Below are 15,352 nucleotides of genomic sequence, written 5' to 3' on the forward strand. Positions count from 1 at the left end.
CTGACCTGTGCGCCGTCAGGGTTTCGAACCCCGGACCCGCTGATTAAGAGTCAGCTGCTCTACCAACTGAGCTAACGGCGCCGTGTACGGCCGAGACCGCGTACGCGACAATAACAGGCGTCCTGCCGCGGAGCGAAATCCCGATGTCTTCCAGGGTACCTGCTGAGCCGCGGGCGGTCCTCCGGCGTTGGCGCCCGCCAAGCCTGCGCGAGCGTTCCGGTGCTCGGGGGTGCGCAATGGAAACCATTGCTGCACAATGTATTCCATACGCTCAAAAGAGCGTCCCGCGGTAGGGTGCCCGCTCGGTCGCGAACGCCGCCGCGCTGTTCGCGTTCGTGTCGGGGTCGCTGTGGGGCGTCTTCGCGGTAGTGACCAAGGAGGTCGTGGCCCGGCTCGGCAACGACGGCTGGGCGGTGGCCCGAAGCCCGGAGCTCTATGCCGGCTTGCAGGCCGCGGTGGGCGGCGTGGCATGGAGTCAGGCGGCGTTCCGGGGGGCCCTTGACCGCGTCGATGCCGACCCTGCAGATGTCGCAGCCGGTCGTGGCGTCGGTGCTGGGCGTCGTCGTCCTCGGCGAGACGCTGAACGCGGGCCGCGCCGGGATGATCGCCCTGGCGACGGCGCGGCTGGTGATGACGGCGGCCATCGTCAAACTCGCGCGCGTCCAGGCCGTCGCGACCCGTGACGGGGTCGGGGCGCGGCGTCGAGACGCGGTCGGCCAACCCGTGTAACGGTTGGATCGCTGACCCGCCCAGGTCGCATCGTGGGCGGCCAATGACCCTTTACAATGCTTCCACTGTTTCTGGTCAGCGGTGACCAAACCATGCCGATCGAATTGGAAGGCCACTCGATGACGCCTTTGCGCAGACGCCGATCGTGGCTGCTTGTCGCCATGGTTGTGTTTGCTGTCGTCGGCGTTGCCTGCAGCAGCAGCCACACCGCCGCGCCGGCGAAAGCCATCGTCGACAAGGGCACGCCGTTCGCCGACCTGCTGGTGCCCAAGCTGACCTCCTCGGTCAACGACGGCGCCGTCGGCGTCACTGTGGACGCGCCGGTTACGGTGAGCGTCGCCGACGGCGTGCTCGGATCCGTCACCATGGTCAACGAGAACAGCCGGTCGATCAGCGGTCAGCTCAGCCCCGACGGGCTGCGCTGGTCGACGACCGAGCAGCTGGGCTACAACAGGCGCTACACGCTCAACGTGAAGGCGCTGGGGCTGGGTGGCGCGGCGACCCGCCAGATGACCTTCCAGACCAGTTCACCGGCCCACCTGACGATGCCCTACGTCAACCCCGGCGACGGCGAGGTGGTCGGCATCGGTGAGCCCGTGGCGATCCGCTTCGACGAGAACATCGCCAACCGCGCCGCGGCCCAGAAGGCCATCGTCATCACCACCAACCCCCCCGTCGAGGGCGCGTTCTACTGGCTGAACAATCGCGAAGTGCGTTGGCGCCCAGAGCATTACTGGAAGCCGGGCACGGCCATCGATGTCGCGGTCAACACGTACGGTGTCGACCTGGGCGACGGCATGTTCGGCGAGGACAACATCAAGACGCACTTCACCATCGGCGACGAGGTGATCTCGACCGCCGACGACACCACCAAGATGGTGACCGTGCGGGTCAACGGCGAAGTGGTCAGGACCATGCCGACGTCGATGGGCAAGGACAGCACCCCGACCGCCAACGGCGTCTACGTCATCGGCGGGCGTTTCAAGCACATCATCATGGATTCGTCGACCTATGGCGTTCCGGTCAACTCGCCCAACGGATATCGCACCGAAGTCGAGTGGGCCACGCAGATGTCGTACAGCGGAGTCTTCGTGCACTCCGCGCCCTGGTCCGTCGGCGCGCAGGGCCACACCAATACCAGCCACGGGTGTCTGAACGTGAGCCCGAGCAACGCGGAGTGGTTCTACGACCACAGCAAGAGCGGCGACATCGTCGAGGTCGTCCACACCGTGGGGCCGACGCTGCCGGGCACCGAGGGCCTGGGCGACTGGAACGTCCCCTGGCCGGTGTGGAAGGCCGGCAACGCCAACACCTGACGGGATTTCGACGCGGGTCCCCTGGCGCCCGGACATACGGCCGAAGGGTCCGCCGCTTCGTTGGGGTGGCTGACGGGACTCGAACCCGCGACACCCAGGATCACAACCTGGTGCTCTACCAGCTGAACTACAGCCACCATTGCCACCAGCCGGCACCCATAACTGGGCCAACGAGCGGCGACCACCGATACTAGCCGGTGGGTGGCTCGGTGTCCGAATCGATTGTTCTCGTTGCATTCTGTGGGCCTTGGAGATCGGCGGCCACGGTCTCGATTTCGCTGGTGGACGGCCCCGGCGGTGGCACGAACGCGGTACGCCGGTAGTACCGCAGTTCGCGGATGGATTCGTGGATATCCGCCAGCGCCCGGTGCGTGAGGCCCTTGGCCGGCTGGCTGTAGTAGATGCGCGGATACCAGCGCCGGCAGAGTTCCTTTATCGAGCTGACGTCGATCATCCGGTAGTGCAGGTAGGAGTCCAGCTTTGGCATGTCGCGGGTGATGAAGGACCGATCCGTGGCGATCGAGTTGCCCGCCAGCGGCGCCGTCTTGGGTTGCTTGACGTGCGTGGTGACGTAGTCGAGCACCATCGCCTCGGCGGTCGCCAGGTCGACGGTGGAGGCCTTCACCTCGTCGATCAGCCCCGAGCGCGAGTGCATTTCGGCAACCACCTCGATCATCGACGCCAGCGCGGCGTCGTCGGCGTGGATCACCACATCTACTCCGTCGCCGAGGACGTTCAGCTCGGCGTCGGTGACCAGGACGGCGATCTCGATCAGCTTGTCCGAGCCCAAATCAAGCCCGGTCATCTCGCAGTCGATCCACACCAATTCGTCGCGCACAGCGCTCAGCGTATGCGTGCGTCGGGCCTGCGCGAGGCCTGCCCCCGCCGGCCCCTCGGCAAGTAGGGTGAGCGTTGCGACTGGGAAGAGGGGCGGGCATGATGACCACCGAATCAGCGGCGACACCCGCACAGCGAATCGCCAACGGCTACGCCGTCGAAGGCCAGGCGCTCGAATTGGGCACGGTCGTCGTCGACGGCGTAGCGGACCCGGACGCGCGGATCCGCATCCCGCTGGCGACCATCAACCGGCACGGCCTGGTGGCCGGGGCCACGGGAACCGGCAAGACCAAGACGCTGCAATTGATCGCCGAACAGCTCAGCGCCGCGGGTGTGGCGGTTCTAATGGCCGACGTGAAGGGCGACCTGTCCGGTCTGACCCGGCCGGGTGAGCCCAACGACAAGACCGCCGCGCGCGCGAAAGACACCGGCGACGACTGGGCGGCGACGGCGTTCCCGGTGGAGTTCTTGTCGCTGGGCACCGGGGGAGTGGGCGTGCCGGTGCGCGCGACCGTTGCCAGCTTCGGCCCGGTTCTGTTGTCGAAAGTGCTGGGGCTCAACGCCACTCAGGAGTCGACGCTGGGACTGATCTTCCATTGGGCCAAAGAGAACAACCGACGGCTGGTCACCCTGAACGATCTGCGCGGCGCCATCAGCCATCTGACCAGCGATGAGGGTAAGGCCGATCTGAAAGACTTGGGTGCGGTCAATCCGGCGACAGCCGGTACCATCCTGCGAGCCCTATTGAACCTCGCCGGCGAGGGCGGGGACACGTTTTTCGGCGAGCCCGAACTCGACCCGCAGGACCTGCTCCGAGCCGATCAGGGACGCGGCATCATCTCGCTGCTGGAGTTCAGCGGTCAGTCGGTGCGTCCCGTCATCTTCTCCACCTTCCTGATGTGGCTGCTCGCCAACCTGTACGCCAAACTGCCCGAGGTCGGGGACGTCGACAGGCCCAAGCTGGTGTTCTTCTTCGACGAGGCGCACCTGTTGTTCGCCGATGCGTCCAAGGCCTTCCTCGAGCAGGTCGAACAAACCGTCAAGCTGATCCGCTCCAAGAGCGTCGGGGTGTTCTTCTGCACCCAGTTGCCCACGGACATACCTAACGACGTGCTGTCCCAGCTGGGCGCCCGGGTCCAGCACGCGTTGCGGGCGTTCACCCCCGACGACCAGGCGGCGCTGTCCAAGACAGTCCGCACCTACCCGAAAACCGATGTGTACGAACTGGAGTCGGCGCTGACCTCGCTCGGGATCGGCGAGGCCGTCGTCACCGTGCTGTCCGAGAAGGGCGCACCGACGCCGGTCGCGTGGACCCGCATGCGGGTGCCGCGGTCGCTGATGGCCTCGATCGGCACCGAAGCGATTACGAAAGCGGCGAAAGACAGTCCGCTGCAGGCAAAATACGGCCAGACGGTTGAACAACCGGCGCAGCCCCAGGCCGTCCCGCAAGTTCCGCAGACCCAGTCCGACTATCCGCCAGTGCCAGTCGACTCCGTGCCTCCGCCGATGCCGGCGCCGGCGGAACCAAAGGGGGCCGCGGAGCCCAAGGGTCCCGCCATGTGGGAGGAAGTGCTGAACAACCGGACGGTTAGGGACATCCTCATCGAGATCGTCCGCAACTTCTTCGGCACCGGCCGTCGGCGAAAGTAGCGCCTATCCGCCGCCGAGCTTCTTGTAGAAGCTGCCCACGATCGGCGCGACGATCGCGCGCGGCGCATACCCACTTGCCACCGACATGGCCTTCGACGTCAGCCCCGGGACTATCCGCATCTTGTTGCGCTCCAACGCATCCAGCGACACGCGGGCGGTGTGCTCGGTCGAGATCCACAGGAAGTCCGGCACGAGCCTTTCGACCAGTGACCTTTCGGCGTCATCGGGCAGGTCCGTGCGCACCGGGCCCGGCGCCAGCAGCGTGACGTGCACACCCGAGCCGCGCAGTTCGCCGCGCAACGATTCGCTGAAGGTGTTCGCGAACGCCTTGGTCGCCGCGTAGGTGGCGTTGTAGGGGATCGGCGAATTGCCCGCCGCCGAACCGGAAATCAGGATGCCGCCCGCCTTGCGCTCGACCATGCCGGGCAGCACGGCCAGCGTAAGGTCATGCACCGCAATGGCGTTCAGCTGAACCTGAGCCTTTTCGCCCGCCGGGTCCAGGCCCGCGACCGGACCGAACGTCGCGGTACCCGCGTTGGCGCACAGGATCGAGATGGGGCGGGCGGCCAACTCGTCGCACAGCTTGGCCCGTTCCGCCGGATCCGCGAGATCGGCGGGCCGCACTTCGACGGTCACACCGTACTTCTCGGTCAGCCGGGCGGCCAGGTCGTTGAGCAGGTCCTCGCGTCGCGCGGTGACGATCAGGCTGTGACCGCGCGCGGCGAGTTCGGTGGCCAGCGCTTCGCCGATGTTTTGCGAAGCACCGGTGACAACGGCGCGCGCGTCGGGACTGGGAGCTGGTACCGGCATGCGGCCAATGCTAGACAGCCGGCCATTCAATAGAGTGCGGGCATGGGTCAGCCGGGGTCGAACGCCGTCGTACCCGTGCGGTCCCGCGTGGTGGCGTGGGCGCTGTGGGACTGCGGCTCCCTCGGTATGAACGCCATCGTGGCGACCTTCGTCTTCTCGGTCTATCTGACCGGCAGCGTGGGAGCGGGCCTGCCGGGCGGCACGTCGCCGGCGAGTTGGCTGGGCCGGGCGCTCGCCGTCTCGGGGCTGACCATCGCGGTGTTGGCGCCGCTCGTGGGGGTGTGGGTGGAGGCCCCGCACCGTCGGCGGGTGACGCTGACGGTCTTGAGCGGCCTCGCGGTCACGTCGACCAGCGCGATGTTCCTGATACGCGACGATCCCGGCTATCTGTGGGCCGGCTTGGTGCTGCTGTCGGTCACGGCCGCGTGCGGTGACCTGGCCGGCGTGCCGTACAACGCCATGCTGCGTCAGATCTCGACGCCGCAGACGGTTGGGCGCATCTCCGGCCTGGGCGCGGCCGCGGGCTTCACCGGCAGCGTGCTCCTGCTGCTACTGGTCTATCTGGGTTTCATCTCCGGCACCGGCCCGGTGCGCGGGCTGCTGCGCGTGCCCGTCCATGACGGGCTCTACGTCCGGGCGGCGATGCTGCTCACCGCGGCGTGGTTTGCGGTGCTGGCGCTGCCGTTGCTGTTGGTCGCCCACACGCTGCCGAACGCCGGCGAGACGTCGCATCCGACGAGCATGCTGGGCGGCTATCGCAAGCTGTGGGCAGAGGTGAGTGCGGAATGGCGTCGCAACCGCAACCTGGTGTATTTCCTGGGGGCCAGCGCGCTGTTCCGGGACGGGCTGGCGGCCATTTTCGGCTTCGGCGCCGTGCTCGGCGTCAACGTTTACGGCCTCTCCCAGGGCGACGTGCTGGTGTTCGGCGTGGCGGCTAGCGTGGTGGCCGCGATCGGCGCGATAACCGGCGGGTTCGTCGACCACCGGATCGGATCCAAACCGGTCATCGTGGGGTCGCTGGTGGCGCTCATCGCCGTGTCGGCCACGCTGATGGTGTCGTCCGGTGCGCATGCCTTCTGGCTGTGCGGACTGCTGTTGGCCATGTTCGTCGGTCCGTCCCTGTCCTCCTCGCGTGCGCTGCTGCTGCACTTGGCAAAGGACGGCGGGGAAGGGGTCGCGTTCGGGCTCTACACGATGACCGGGCGGGCGGTCTCGTTCGCGGCCCCCTGGCTGTTCTCGGTGTTCGTCGACGCGTTCGGCGCCGTGCGCGCGGGCCTCGCCGGGATCTGCCTGGTGCTGATCGCCGGACTGCTGGGGATGCTGGTGGTACGGGTCCCGGCGCGCGTCGCCGCGACGGCCGATTCGAAGGCCTGACCTCTTCCCAACTAGCCGCGCGCGTCGCAGATCGTCAGGCCGACCCCTTCTCGCTGGCTCACCTGAACCCCGCCGACGGTGAGCGAGCAGGTGACGTTGTGGCCGAAGTTGACGACCGTGACGTTCGCCGGGTGCGCGGCCGACTTCGACAGGCTGACCTCTTTGCTCCAGGGCAGCGCAACGTTGAACTCGGTCTGGATGACGTCGCCGGTGCCGATGTACACGATGCTGAGCGCGCGCCCTTCGCCGGTGACGCTGTAAACAACGTCTTGCATCACGCCCGGACCGGTCGTCTCGGTGGGCGGGCCCGACGCGGTCGGCGGCGGAAACGGCCTCAAGGTGCGCGACGGCGGCGACGTCGGCGTCGACGGGGTTGGCGTCGGGGTCTCGCTGGACTCCGGCATGGCGGGCAGCGGCGGCACCGCGGTCTGGGTCTTGATCGCGTTGTTGGCCAGTACGAACGCGATCACCAGCGCGACGACCAATAGCACCGCAGCCCCGGCGGCGAACCACATCCAGCGCGGAGACTTGGGGCCCCCGGGCGGCGGAGCCAGGCCCCCGGTTGGGACGTTGCCCGACGGGGGCAGCTCCTGCTGCCAGTACGCCGGAAGCTGTTCGGTGTCGTTGAGGTTCGATGCCCACTGCGGGCTGTACCCGCCGTAGGTGGGCGCGTAGGGCCCCGCCTGGTCGGCGTATGCCGGGTCGGCGAGCGGCGGATACGTGGGACCAGGCGATCCGGCCGGTCCTGACCCCGGAAGAGGGGGACTAAACCGCTCGGTTCGACGTGGATCGTTCATGTCCACCTCATGGCTTGCAGGGTACCTAAGCGCGGCCCCCGAGCGAATGCCTCTCCTTCTGACGCGAAATTCAGGGGCACTGATTGCCGGCCGTCAACGCGGCGACGGTCATGGCCCGCATGACGGCGCGCGAACGCGCCGCGCCGGCGGGCCTGGTGCGCTCCCCGTCCGGGGACTTCATGCTGTGCGGTGTCGAATTCAGCAGGCCGAATATCGCGTGCGCCGCCAGCCGGGCGTCGGCCTCGGCCAGCCTGGGGTTGAGCTCCCGCAGCACACCGACCCAGACCTCGACGTATTGGCGCTGCGCTTTGCGCACCTGCTTCTCGGCGGCCTCCGGGAGATGCGCCAGGTCGCGGTCCTGGATGCGGATCAGGTCCGGTTCGCCCATCGCGAAGTCGAGGTGAAAGTCGATCAGCTCGTCCAGCGCGGCGGTCGCGCCGGCGCTGCGGGCCCGCACCTCCCGCGCACCGGCGAGCAGCCGGGTGCTGATCCCGACGAGCAACTCGACCAGCAGCGACTCCTTGTTGGGGAAGTGGCGGTAGATCGCCGGACCGCTGACGCCGGCCGCAGCGCCGATGTCCTCCAGGCGCACCGCAAGGAAACCGCGCTCGGCGAAGAGGCGCTCGGCGGCCGACAGGAGTTGCATGCGCCGGTCCGACTTCAACTGGCTGCGGCGATTCGGTGCGTCGGGCTGACCCGGCTTGCCCTCACGGGCGGACGTCGTCACGACGGCCTCCTTGAAGAATGCGGCCGGTTCGGTGGCAGAGATTTCGGTTAATCTCCGCTAACATAACACGAGTTAGCCGACATTAACTGGGAATTGGGCACTCCGACAAATGGTGGTCAATACCAAACCGATGCCAGGAAGGCCCCACGGGGTTCCGAATACAGACCGATCGTCATCAGATTGAGCACCACGAACACGCGCAGGCCGTGGGCCAGGCACCAGCGCACCAAGTCGGTGTTGCGCATGGGGACGAGAAATCCCGGCGCCGAAATTTCGTCGGCCGCCCCGATAAGAGCCTGTAGGTCGTCATTGGTCTCGGCCACCGCGTGCCCGTAGAACCCAATCCCGCTGGTGTACCCCGTGATTCGCCCATCGCGCTCGACCACTCGGGCGGTGCCCCGCGCGAGCGCGTCGCGCAGCCCTCCGCCGCGGTCGTGGCCGTGCACGCGGATGCAGAGCGTGTCGCAAGCGGGCAGATCGGCGGCGGTGGCGGCCCGCACGGCGTATCCCGGAATGCGCAAGCCCAGCGGATCGCCCTGCATCGCCGCGAACGGCTCGCGCACATCGAAGCCGAACTTGGCGTACAGGCTCATTGCGCGGTAGTTATACGAAGCCTGCAACAGTCGGACGCCGGGGACTTTCCGATGCGCACACCGCTGCAGCATCGTCCCCATGAGCGCCCGGCCGATGCGCCTGCCTTGCACGGCCGGGTCGACCGTGACGTGGCCCACGCCGATGATCATCCCGCGCTCGTCGAGGAAGCTGCTTCCCACGATCCGCCCGTCGACCTCGGCGACCAGGGAGAAGAAACCCGGATGCTCGATCAGCCCGGACACCACCGCGGTCGCGATATCGAGTGACGTGAAATCAGAGGGAAATCCGTGGCGTGCGGCGATATCGGCGAACGCGTCAAAGCCGATTCGCGCGCACTCCGGCAGATCGGATGCTCTCGCCGGACGCGTCGTCACCGTCATCAGCGCCCTCCCGACCTCGTTCCAGGGGTGGGGCGCTGTGGCTTACGCCGCGGTGCCGGCATGGGCAGACGTCGAGCGCACAAGCACTTGCGGCGCATCGGGGTTGGCCGCACGGGGGGCACGGGCAAGCCATGCCTCCAACACCTCGCGGCGCCGAACGTCAATGCGATCGGAAAACGTGGCCACAAGGGGCAAACCTATCGGTTTGGGCCGAGCCGGTCGGGGGTCCAATGTCGCCGATCCGGAGGGCGAATGGCCCTATGTGGAACCCCATCGCTGTCCATACGTTGGCTCCGGGCGGCAAGGACGACATAGGGGCCAAATCATGGGTGCGACGACAAGCGTGGCGGTGGTTGGGGCCAGTGGCTACGCGGGTGGAGAGATTCTGCGGCTGCTGCTGGCCCATCCGGCATACACCGAAGGGCGGCTGAGCATCGGTGTGCTCACGGCGGCCGCCAGCGCGGGCGACACGCTCGGCGAGCATCACCCGCATCTGCTGCCGCTCGAGGATCGGCTGCTGGAGCCCACCGACGCGAGCGTCGTGGCCGGTCACGACGTGGTGTTCTCGGCGTTGCCGCCCGGCCATTCCGGGCCGCTGGCCGAACGTCTGGCTCCCGGCACGGTGATCATCGACTGCGGCGGTGATTTTCGGCTGCGCGACCCCGCCGCCTGGGTGCGATATTACGGTTCGCCGCACGCGGGCACCTGGCCGTACGGGCTGCCCGAGCTGCCCGGCGCCCGCGATCGACTGCGTGGCGCCACCCGGATCGCGGTCCCGGGGTGCTATCCCACCGCGGCGCTGCTGGGGCTGGTGCCCGCCATTGCCGAAGGCCTCGCCGAACCGCAGGTGACCGTCGTCGCCGTGAGCGGCACGTCGGGCGCCGGACGCGAGGCCAAGACAGACTTGCTCGGATCGGAGGTCATCGGCTCGGCGCGCGCCTACAACATCGCCGGTGCGCACCGCCACACCCCCGAGATCGCCCAGGGACTGCAGGCGGTCACCGAGCGCGAGGTCTCGGTGTCGTTCACGCCGGTGCTCATCCCCATGACCCGCGGCATCCTGGCCACCTGCACCGCGGCATGCACGGCACCGCTGGCCCGGGTGCGGGCGGCATACGAAAAGCACTATGGCGGAGAGCCTTTCGTGCATCTGCTGCCCGAGGGAAGGCTGCCCCGGACCGGCGCGGTGGTCGGCAGCAACACCGCGCAGCTGGCCGTCGCGGTCGACAGGGACGCCGCGAAGCTGGTGGCCGTCTGCGCGATCGACAACCTCGTCAAGGGCGTCGCAGGGGCGGCCGTACAGTCGATGAACCTGGCGCTGGGCTGGACCGAGACGGACGGTCTGTCGGTGGTCGGGATGACGCCGTGACCGCCGTCGAAGCAACCCCGATAACCCGCGATGTCAAGGCCACCGTGTTTGCCGAGGCGTTGCCCTGGCTCAAACACCTGAACCACAAGATCGTCGTAGTGAAATACGGTGGCCATGCGATGGCCGACGAAGCACTGCGCCGCGCGTTCGCCGCGGATATGGTCTTCCTGCGCAACTGCGGAATCTATCCCGTCGTCGTACACGGCGGCGGCCCACAGGTCAGCGCCATGCTCCAACGGCTCGGTATACCAAGCGATTTCAAGGGCGGTTTCCGGGTGGTCACCCCCGAGGTGCTCGATGTCGCGCGGATGGTGCTGTTCGGCCACGTCGGTAGGGAGTTGGTGAACCTGATCAACGCGCATGGCCCGTATGCGGTCGGCATCACGGGTGAGGATGCGCAACTGTTTACCGCGGTGCGCCGCAGCGTCATGGTCGACGGGGTGCCCACCGACATCGGCCTGGTCGGCAATATTCAACACGTCAACGTCGCGGCGGTACGGGACCTCATCGATCAGCGCATTCCGGTGGTGTCGTCCATCGGCCCCGACACCGACGGCGTGGTCTATGACATCAACGCCGACACCGCCGCGGCCGCGCTGGCCCAGGCGCTGGGGGCCGAAAAGCTGCTCATCCTCACCGACGTGGAGGGGCTCTACACCAATTGGCCCGATCGAGAGTCGCTCGTCAGCGAGATCGACAGCTTGAAGCTGGCCGCCCTCGTGCCGCGGCTGCAGTCGGGGATGGTGCCCAAGACCGAGGCCTGCCTGCGGGCGGTCGAGGGCGGGGTCCCGAGCGCCCACATCATCGACGGCCGGGTCGAGCACAGCGTTCTGGTCGAGTTGCTTACCAACGACGGAGCCGGAACCACGGTGGTGCGCGCGTGACCGAAACCGGGCCGCTGCTGGCGAGGTGGGACGCGGTGATGATGCCCAACTACGGCACCCCGTCGCTGGCGCTGGCCTCGGGGCGGGGTGCGGTGCTCACCGATGTGGACGGCAACACCTACCTCGACCTGCTGGCCGGCATCGCCGTCAATGTGCTGGGGCATTGCCATCCGGCGGTGATCGAGGCGGTAAGCCGGCAGCTGAGCACGCTGGGTCACACCTCCAACTTCTATGCCCACGAACCGGGCATCGCATTGGCCGAAGCGCTTGTCGCCCAGTGGGGCGTCGAGGGCGCGCGGGTGTTCTTCTGCAACTCCGGCACCGAAGCCAACGAGCTGGCGTTCAAGCTGTCGCGGCTCACCGGCCGTTCGAAACTCGTTGCCACGCAGCGGGCATTCCACGGCCGCACGATGGGATCGCTGGCGCTGACGGGCCAGCCCGACAAGCGGGCGCCGTTCGCTCCGCTGCCGGGCGAGGTCAGCCACGTGCCCTACGGGGACGTCGACGCGTTGGCGGCCGCCGTGACCGCCGAGACCGCGGCCGTGTTCCTCGAGCCGATCATGGGCGAGGCCGGAGTGGTGCCGCCGCCTGCCGGCTATCTCGTCGCGGCCAGGGAGATCACCGCCCGGCGCGGCGCGCTGTTGGTCATCGATGAGGTGCAGACCGGGATGGGTCGCACCGGAAAGTTCTTCGCCCATCAGCACGACGCGATCACGCCCGATGTGGTGACGGTGGCCAAGGGGCTCGGCGGCGGGCTGCCGATCGGGGCCTGCCTGGCGGCCGGACCCGTCGCCGCGCTGCTGAAGCCGGGCTTGCACGGCAGCACCTTCGGCGGCAACCCGGTGTGCGCGGCCGCTGCCCTGGCGGTGCTGCGGACGCTGAACGACGAGGGACTGATCGAGCGCGCCGAGGCGCTGGGTGCGTCCCTGAGTCGCGGCATCGAGTCGCTGAATCACCGCTTGGTGGACCACGTGCGGGGCCGCGGCTTGCTCCGCGGCGTGGTGCTGACCGAGCCGGCGGCCAAGGCGGTCGAGGCGGCCGCGCGCAAGGCCGGCTTTCTCGTCAATGCCGCTGCTCCCGACGTGATCCGGCTGGCACCGCCGCTGATCATCACCGACGCTCAGGTCGACCAGTTCGTGGAGAGCCTCCCAGACGTGCTGGATCGGGCCGCGGGATGACGCGGTGACGCGGACGCGGATTCAGGCAATCACCGAGACACCCTCGTCGCCTTCCACCAAGATGCCGTCCCGAATGAGCTTTGCCACGTCTACGCCGTAGTTCGCCAGCTCGTCGCGCGGAGTGACGGTGCCGAGCCACTGATTAGCGAGAACGCGTGAGATGGCCTCCCTTTCGGGCACGGAAAGCGAGGGCGCCGCGAGGGCGAGCTTGTGCAACAGATCGAGTGCTCGCGTCAGACGGGTGGCGGTATTGCGGGTGAGGATGGCGACGGCGGCAGCGGCGGCGTTCTCGACGAGGTTCCATTCCGAGTGCCGCAACGTCAAATGAACGCGGTACGTGGTCACGTGCGCATCTCTGGGGTCGGGGAAGTCGTCGATTTCCAGTTGGCCTGCGCCGAAGCAGACGACGAGATCGCCAACCGCCTGTTCCAACCGGTCCAGCCCGACCACGGGCACGTCTTCAATGGAGAGTTCCGCCGGCTGGGGGTTGACGCGGGAGGCAAGTCCGTGGATCAGCGGACCCAGCGAGGACTTTCGATCGTCTTGCTGGACGGCCCATTCGGCGGTCTCCCACTTATCGTCGACGGTCACCACACGCCCCTCGTTTTCACTCGCGGGAATTGTCAACGAGCGCGGCCTTCGGGGTCGGCCGACCGGCGAGCCCGTCGCCTCGGCAACGGTAGCAAGCCGCCGGACTATTTGTTAGGTGATCCGCGGCAGCGGGTCTGCGGTCGCCCTGGACGTGCCGCGGGAGACGGTGGTATTCTCACCCCAGTTAATGGGGATTAACTGAATCCGACGGCGAGGAGGCTGCTGCGGCGATGGACAAGGTGGTGGCCTCACCTAACGCGCCCGCCGAAGCGGTCGCCGACATAACCGACGGTTCGTCCCTGGCGGTCGGGGGGTTCGGGTTCTGCGGCATCCCCGAGGCGCTGATCGCGGCGCTGGTCTCCAGCGGCGTCCGCGACCTCGAGACGGTGTCCAACAACTGCGGCGGGTACGTGTCGGGCTGGAAGCGCTGTTGCACCACAAGCGAATTCGCCGTGCCGTCGCCTCATACGTGGGTGACAACAGGGAGTTCGCCCGCCAGTTCCTCGCCGGTGAACTCGAGGTGGAGCTCACCCCGCAGGGCACGCTGGCGGAGCGGCTGCGCGCCGGTGGCGCGGGAATCCCGGCCTTTTACACGCCTGCGGGAGTGGGCACCCCGGTCGCCGACGGCGGCCTGCCGTGGCGCTACGACGCGTCCGGCGCGGTGGCGGTGATGTCGCCCCCGAAGGAGACCCGCGAGTTCGACGGCGTGACCTACGTTCTCGAGCGCGCGATCCGCACCGACTTCGCGCTGGTGCACGCTTGGAAGGGCGACCGGCACGGCAACCTCGTCTACCGGGCGGCCGCCGCCAACTTCAATCCCGACTGCGCGGCGGCCGGCAGGATCACCATCGCCGAGGTCGAACACCTCGTCGAGCCCGGGGAGATCGACCCGGCCGCGGTGCACACCCCGGGCGTCTTCGTTCACCGGGTCGTCCACGTGCCCGATCCCGCCAAGCCGATCGAGAAGGTGACGGTGCGGCCGTGACGTGGACGCGGGAGGGGCTGGCCGCGCGGGTGGCCGCCGAATTCGAGGACGGGCATTACGTCAACCTCGGCATCGGCATGCCCACCCTGATCCCGAACCACATCCCCGACGGCGTCACCGTCGTCATCCACTCCGAGAACGGGATACTCGCGGTCGGGCCGTATCCCCGGCCCGCGTACGTCGACGCGGACCTGATCAACGCGGGGAAGGAGACCGTCACGACGATGCCGGGCGCGGCGTTCTTCGGCTCCTCGGCCTCGTTCGGGATCATCCGCGGCGGCCACCTCGACGTCGCGGTGCTCGGGGCCATGCAGGTTTCGGCCGCCGGCGACCTCGCCAACTGGATGATCCCCGGGAAGATGGTCAAGGGCATGGGCGGCGCGATGGACCTGGTGCACGGCGCCCGTAAGGTGATCGTGATGATGGACCACACCGCACCGGACGGCACCCCGAAAGTCGTTGAGCGGTGCACCCTTCCGCTGACCGGCGTGCGCTGTGTCAATCGCATCGTCACCGACCTCGCCGTCATCGACGTGCGCGACGACGGGCTGCACCTCGTCGAGACGGCCCCCGAGGTATCGGTCGACGAGGTGCTCGCCAAAACCGAACCGCCCCTTGCGCTGACCGGGAGGCACCCGTGAGCACTGCTGTCAGAACCGCGCCGTCGTTCGCCGACGAGCACCGGCGGCTGGTCGCCGAGCTGAACGCCAAGCTGGCGGCCGCGGCGCTGGGCGGCAACGAACGCGCGCGGGAGCGCCACGTCAGCCGCGGCAAGCTGCTGCCCCGCGAACGGGTGGATCGCCTGCTCGACCCGGGTAGCCCGTTTTTGGAGCTGGCCCCGCTGGCCGCCAACGGCATGTACGACGACGAGTCCCCGGGCGCCGGGATCATCACCGGAATCGGCCGGGTGTCGGGGCGCGAGTGCGTGATCGTCGCCAACGACGCGACCGTCAAGGGTGGCACCTACTACCCGATGACGGTCAAGAAGCACCTGCGCGCGCAGGAAGTCGCGCTGCAGAATCGGCTGCCATGCATCTACCTGGTCGACTCCGGCGGCGCCTTCCTGCCCCGCCAGGACGAGGTCTTCCCCGACCGCGAGCACTTCGGTCGGATCTTCTACAACCAGGCGAC

14 protein-coding genes, 2 tRNA genes and 2 pseudogenes are annotated in these 15,352 nt (G+C 68.1%); 10 read left to right on the plus strand and 8 right to left on the minus strand.

The features are described from left to right. Positions 1-8 precede the first annotated feature (8 nt). Positions 9-81: transfer RNA gene (locus VMD50_RS21665), tRNA-Lys, on the minus strand. Positions 82-299: 218 nt separating this feature from the next. On the opposite strand from VMD50_RS21665, the pseudogene VMD50_RS21670 reads away from it, so the two are divergent. Next, a pseudogene (locus VMD50_RS21670) lies at positions 300-729 on the plus strand (DMT family transporter); the annotation flags it as partial. A gap of 92 nt (positions 730-821) precedes the next feature. Further along, on the plus strand, positions 822-2,045 hold the full coding sequence (locus VMD50_RS21675) for a L,D-transpeptidase (protein WP_325430595.1): 1,224 nt from the start codon (positions 822-824) through the stop codon (positions 2,043-2,045). A 61-nt stretch (positions 2,046-2,106) separates the two neighbouring features. On the opposite strand, the gene VMD50_RS21680 is transcribed toward VMD50_RS21675, so the two are convergent. Both VMD50_RS21680 and orn read right to left on the minus strand, forming a co-directional pair. Further along, positions 2,107-2,182: transfer RNA gene (locus VMD50_RS21680), tRNA-His, on the minus strand. Positions 2,183-2,235: 53 nt separating this feature from the next. After that, a complete protein-coding gene (gene orn, locus VMD50_RS21685) occupies positions 2,236-2,883 on the minus strand; it encodes an oligoribonuclease (protein ID WP_325430569.1) in 648 nt (215 codons plus the stop codon). Between the two features lie 101 nt (positions 2,884-2,984). Here orn and VMD50_RS21690 point away from each other — a divergent pair, with 101 nt between their 5' ends. Next, a complete protein-coding gene (locus VMD50_RS21690; RefSeq protein ID WP_325430571.1) occupies positions 2,985-4,532 on the plus strand; it encodes a helicase HerA-like domain-containing protein in 1,548 nt (515 codons plus the stop codon). Between the two features lie 3 nt (positions 4,533-4,535). Here VMD50_RS21690 and cmrA read toward each other — a convergent pair whose 3' ends face one another. Next, a complete protein-coding gene (cmrA, locus tag VMD50_RS21695) occupies positions 4,536-5,342 on the minus strand; it encodes a mycolate reductase (protein ID WP_325430573.1) in 807 nt (268 codons plus the stop codon). Between the two features lie 42 nt (positions 5,343-5,384). Between cmrA and VMD50_RS21700 the strand changes: the two genes are divergently transcribed. Continuing rightward, positions 5,385-6,716 (plus strand): MFS transporter, encoded by a 1,332-nt coding sequence (locus VMD50_RS21700; RefSeq protein WP_325430575.1) that lies wholly within the window; start codon positions 5,385-5,387, stop codon positions 6,714-6,716. 11 nt (positions 6,717-6,727) lie between these two features. On the opposite strand, the gene VMD50_RS21705 is transcribed toward VMD50_RS21700, so the two are convergent. The 3 genes from VMD50_RS21705 to VMD50_RS21715 form a co-directional block, all read right to left on the minus strand. Further along, positions 6,728-7,513, minus strand: a complete 786-nt coding sequence (locus tag VMD50_RS21705; RefSeq protein WP_325430577.1) for a hypothetical protein — start codon at positions 7,511-7,513, stop codon at positions 6,728-6,730. A gap of 70 nt (positions 7,514-7,583) precedes the next feature. Continuing rightward, positions 7,584-8,240: an SACE_7040 family transcriptional regulator gene (locus VMD50_RS21710; RefSeq protein WP_325430579.1), complete on the minus strand. Its 657-nt coding sequence runs from the start codon at positions 8,238-8,240 to the stop codon at positions 7,584-7,586. Positions 8,241-8,356: 116 nt separating this feature from the next. Continuing rightward, positions 8,357-9,214 carry a GNAT family N-acetyltransferase gene (locus tag VMD50_RS21715; RefSeq protein ID WP_325430581.1) on the minus strand — a complete coding sequence of 286 codons (858 nt, stop codon included), beginning with the start codon at positions 9,212-9,214 and terminating at the stop codon, positions 8,357-8,359. Positions 9,215-9,539: 325 nt separating this feature from the next. On the opposite strand from VMD50_RS21715, the gene argC reads away from it, so the two are divergent. From argC to VMD50_RS21730, 3 genes are read left to right on the plus strand one after another with little or no spacing between them, the layout of a single operon-like run. Continuing rightward, complete coding sequence (argC, locus tag VMD50_RS21720) at positions 9,540-10,583, plus strand: N-acetyl-gamma-glutamyl-phosphate reductase (RefSeq protein WP_325430583.1); 1,044 nt, start codon at positions 9,540-9,542, stop codon at positions 10,581-10,583. 20 nt (positions 10,584-10,603) lie between these two features. Next, entirely contained in the window at positions 10,604-11,467 is an 864-nt protein-coding gene (argB, locus tag VMD50_RS21725) for an acetylglutamate kinase (protein WP_414686137.1), read from the plus strand. Further along, positions 11,464-12,645, plus strand: coding sequence for an acetylornithine transaminase (locus VMD50_RS21730; RefSeq protein ID WP_325430587.1), 1,182 nt, complete (start codon positions 11,464-11,466; stop codon positions 12,643-12,645). Before argB ends, VMD50_RS21730 begins: the two co-directional genes overlap by 4 nt. Positions 12,646-12,666: 21 nt before the next feature. Here VMD50_RS21730 and VMD50_RS21735 read toward each other — a convergent pair whose 3' ends face one another. Continuing rightward, the gene (locus VMD50_RS21735) at positions 12,667-13,236 is read right to left on the minus strand and encodes a hypothetical protein (RefSeq protein ID WP_325430589.1); all 570 of its coding nucleotides are present in this window, start codon (positions 13,234-13,236) and stop codon (positions 12,667-12,669) included. A gap of 230 nt (positions 13,237-13,466) precedes the next feature. Here VMD50_RS21735 and VMD50_RS21740 point away from each other — a divergent pair. The 3 genes and pseudogenes from VMD50_RS21740 to VMD50_RS21750 all read left to right on the plus strand — a co-directional run. Continuing rightward, positions 13,467-14,221: pseudogene (locus tag VMD50_RS21740) on the plus strand (CoA transferase subunit A). Beyond that, entirely contained in the window at positions 14,218-14,862 is a 645-nt protein-coding gene (locus VMD50_RS21745; RefSeq protein ID WP_325430591.1) for a 3-oxoacid CoA-transferase subunit B, read from the plus strand. Before VMD50_RS21740 ends, VMD50_RS21745 begins: the two are co-directional and overlap by 4 nt. Beyond that, positions 14,859-15,352 (plus strand): carboxyl transferase domain-containing protein (locus tag VMD50_RS21750; RefSeq protein ID WP_325430593.1); only part of this gene is annotated, 494 nt, incomplete at its 3' end. The genes VMD50_RS21745 and VMD50_RS21750, both read left to right, overlap by 4 nt.

Source organism: Mycobacterium sp., from assembly GCF_035506235.1.
Classification (GTDB): domain Bacteria; phylum Actinomycetota; class Actinomycetes; order Mycobacteriales; family Mycobacteriaceae; genus Mycobacterium.

Excerpts from the sequence above, each read along its gene's own strand:
- VMD50_RS21675 (WP_325430595.1), top strand. The coding sequence starts at position 822 with ATGCCGATCGAATTGGAAGGCCACTCGATGACGCCTTTGCGCAGACGC.
- VMD50_RS21690 (WP_325430571.1), top strand. The coding sequence starts at position 2,985 with ATGACCACCGAATCAGCGGCGACACCCGCACAGCGAATCGCCAACGGC.
- cmrA (WP_325430573.1), bottom strand. The coding sequence starts at position 5,342 with ATGCCGGTACCAGCTCCCAGTCCCGACGCGCGCGCCGTTGTCACCGGT.
- VMD50_RS21700 (WP_325430575.1), top strand. The coding sequence starts at position 5,385 with ATGGGTCAGCCGGGGTCGAACGCCGTCGTACCCGTGCGGTCCCGCGTG.
- VMD50_RS21705 (WP_325430577.1), bottom strand. The coding sequence starts at position 7,513 with ATGAACGATCCACGTCGAACCGAGCGGTTTAGTCCCCCTCTTCCGGGG.
- VMD50_RS21715 (WP_325430581.1), bottom strand. The coding sequence starts at position 9,214 with ATGACGGTGACGACGCGTCCGGCGAGAGCATCCGATCTGCCGGAGTGC.
- argC (WP_325430583.1), top strand. The coding sequence starts at position 9,540 with ATGGGTGCGACGACAAGCGTGGCGGTGGTTGGGGCCAGTGGCTACGCG.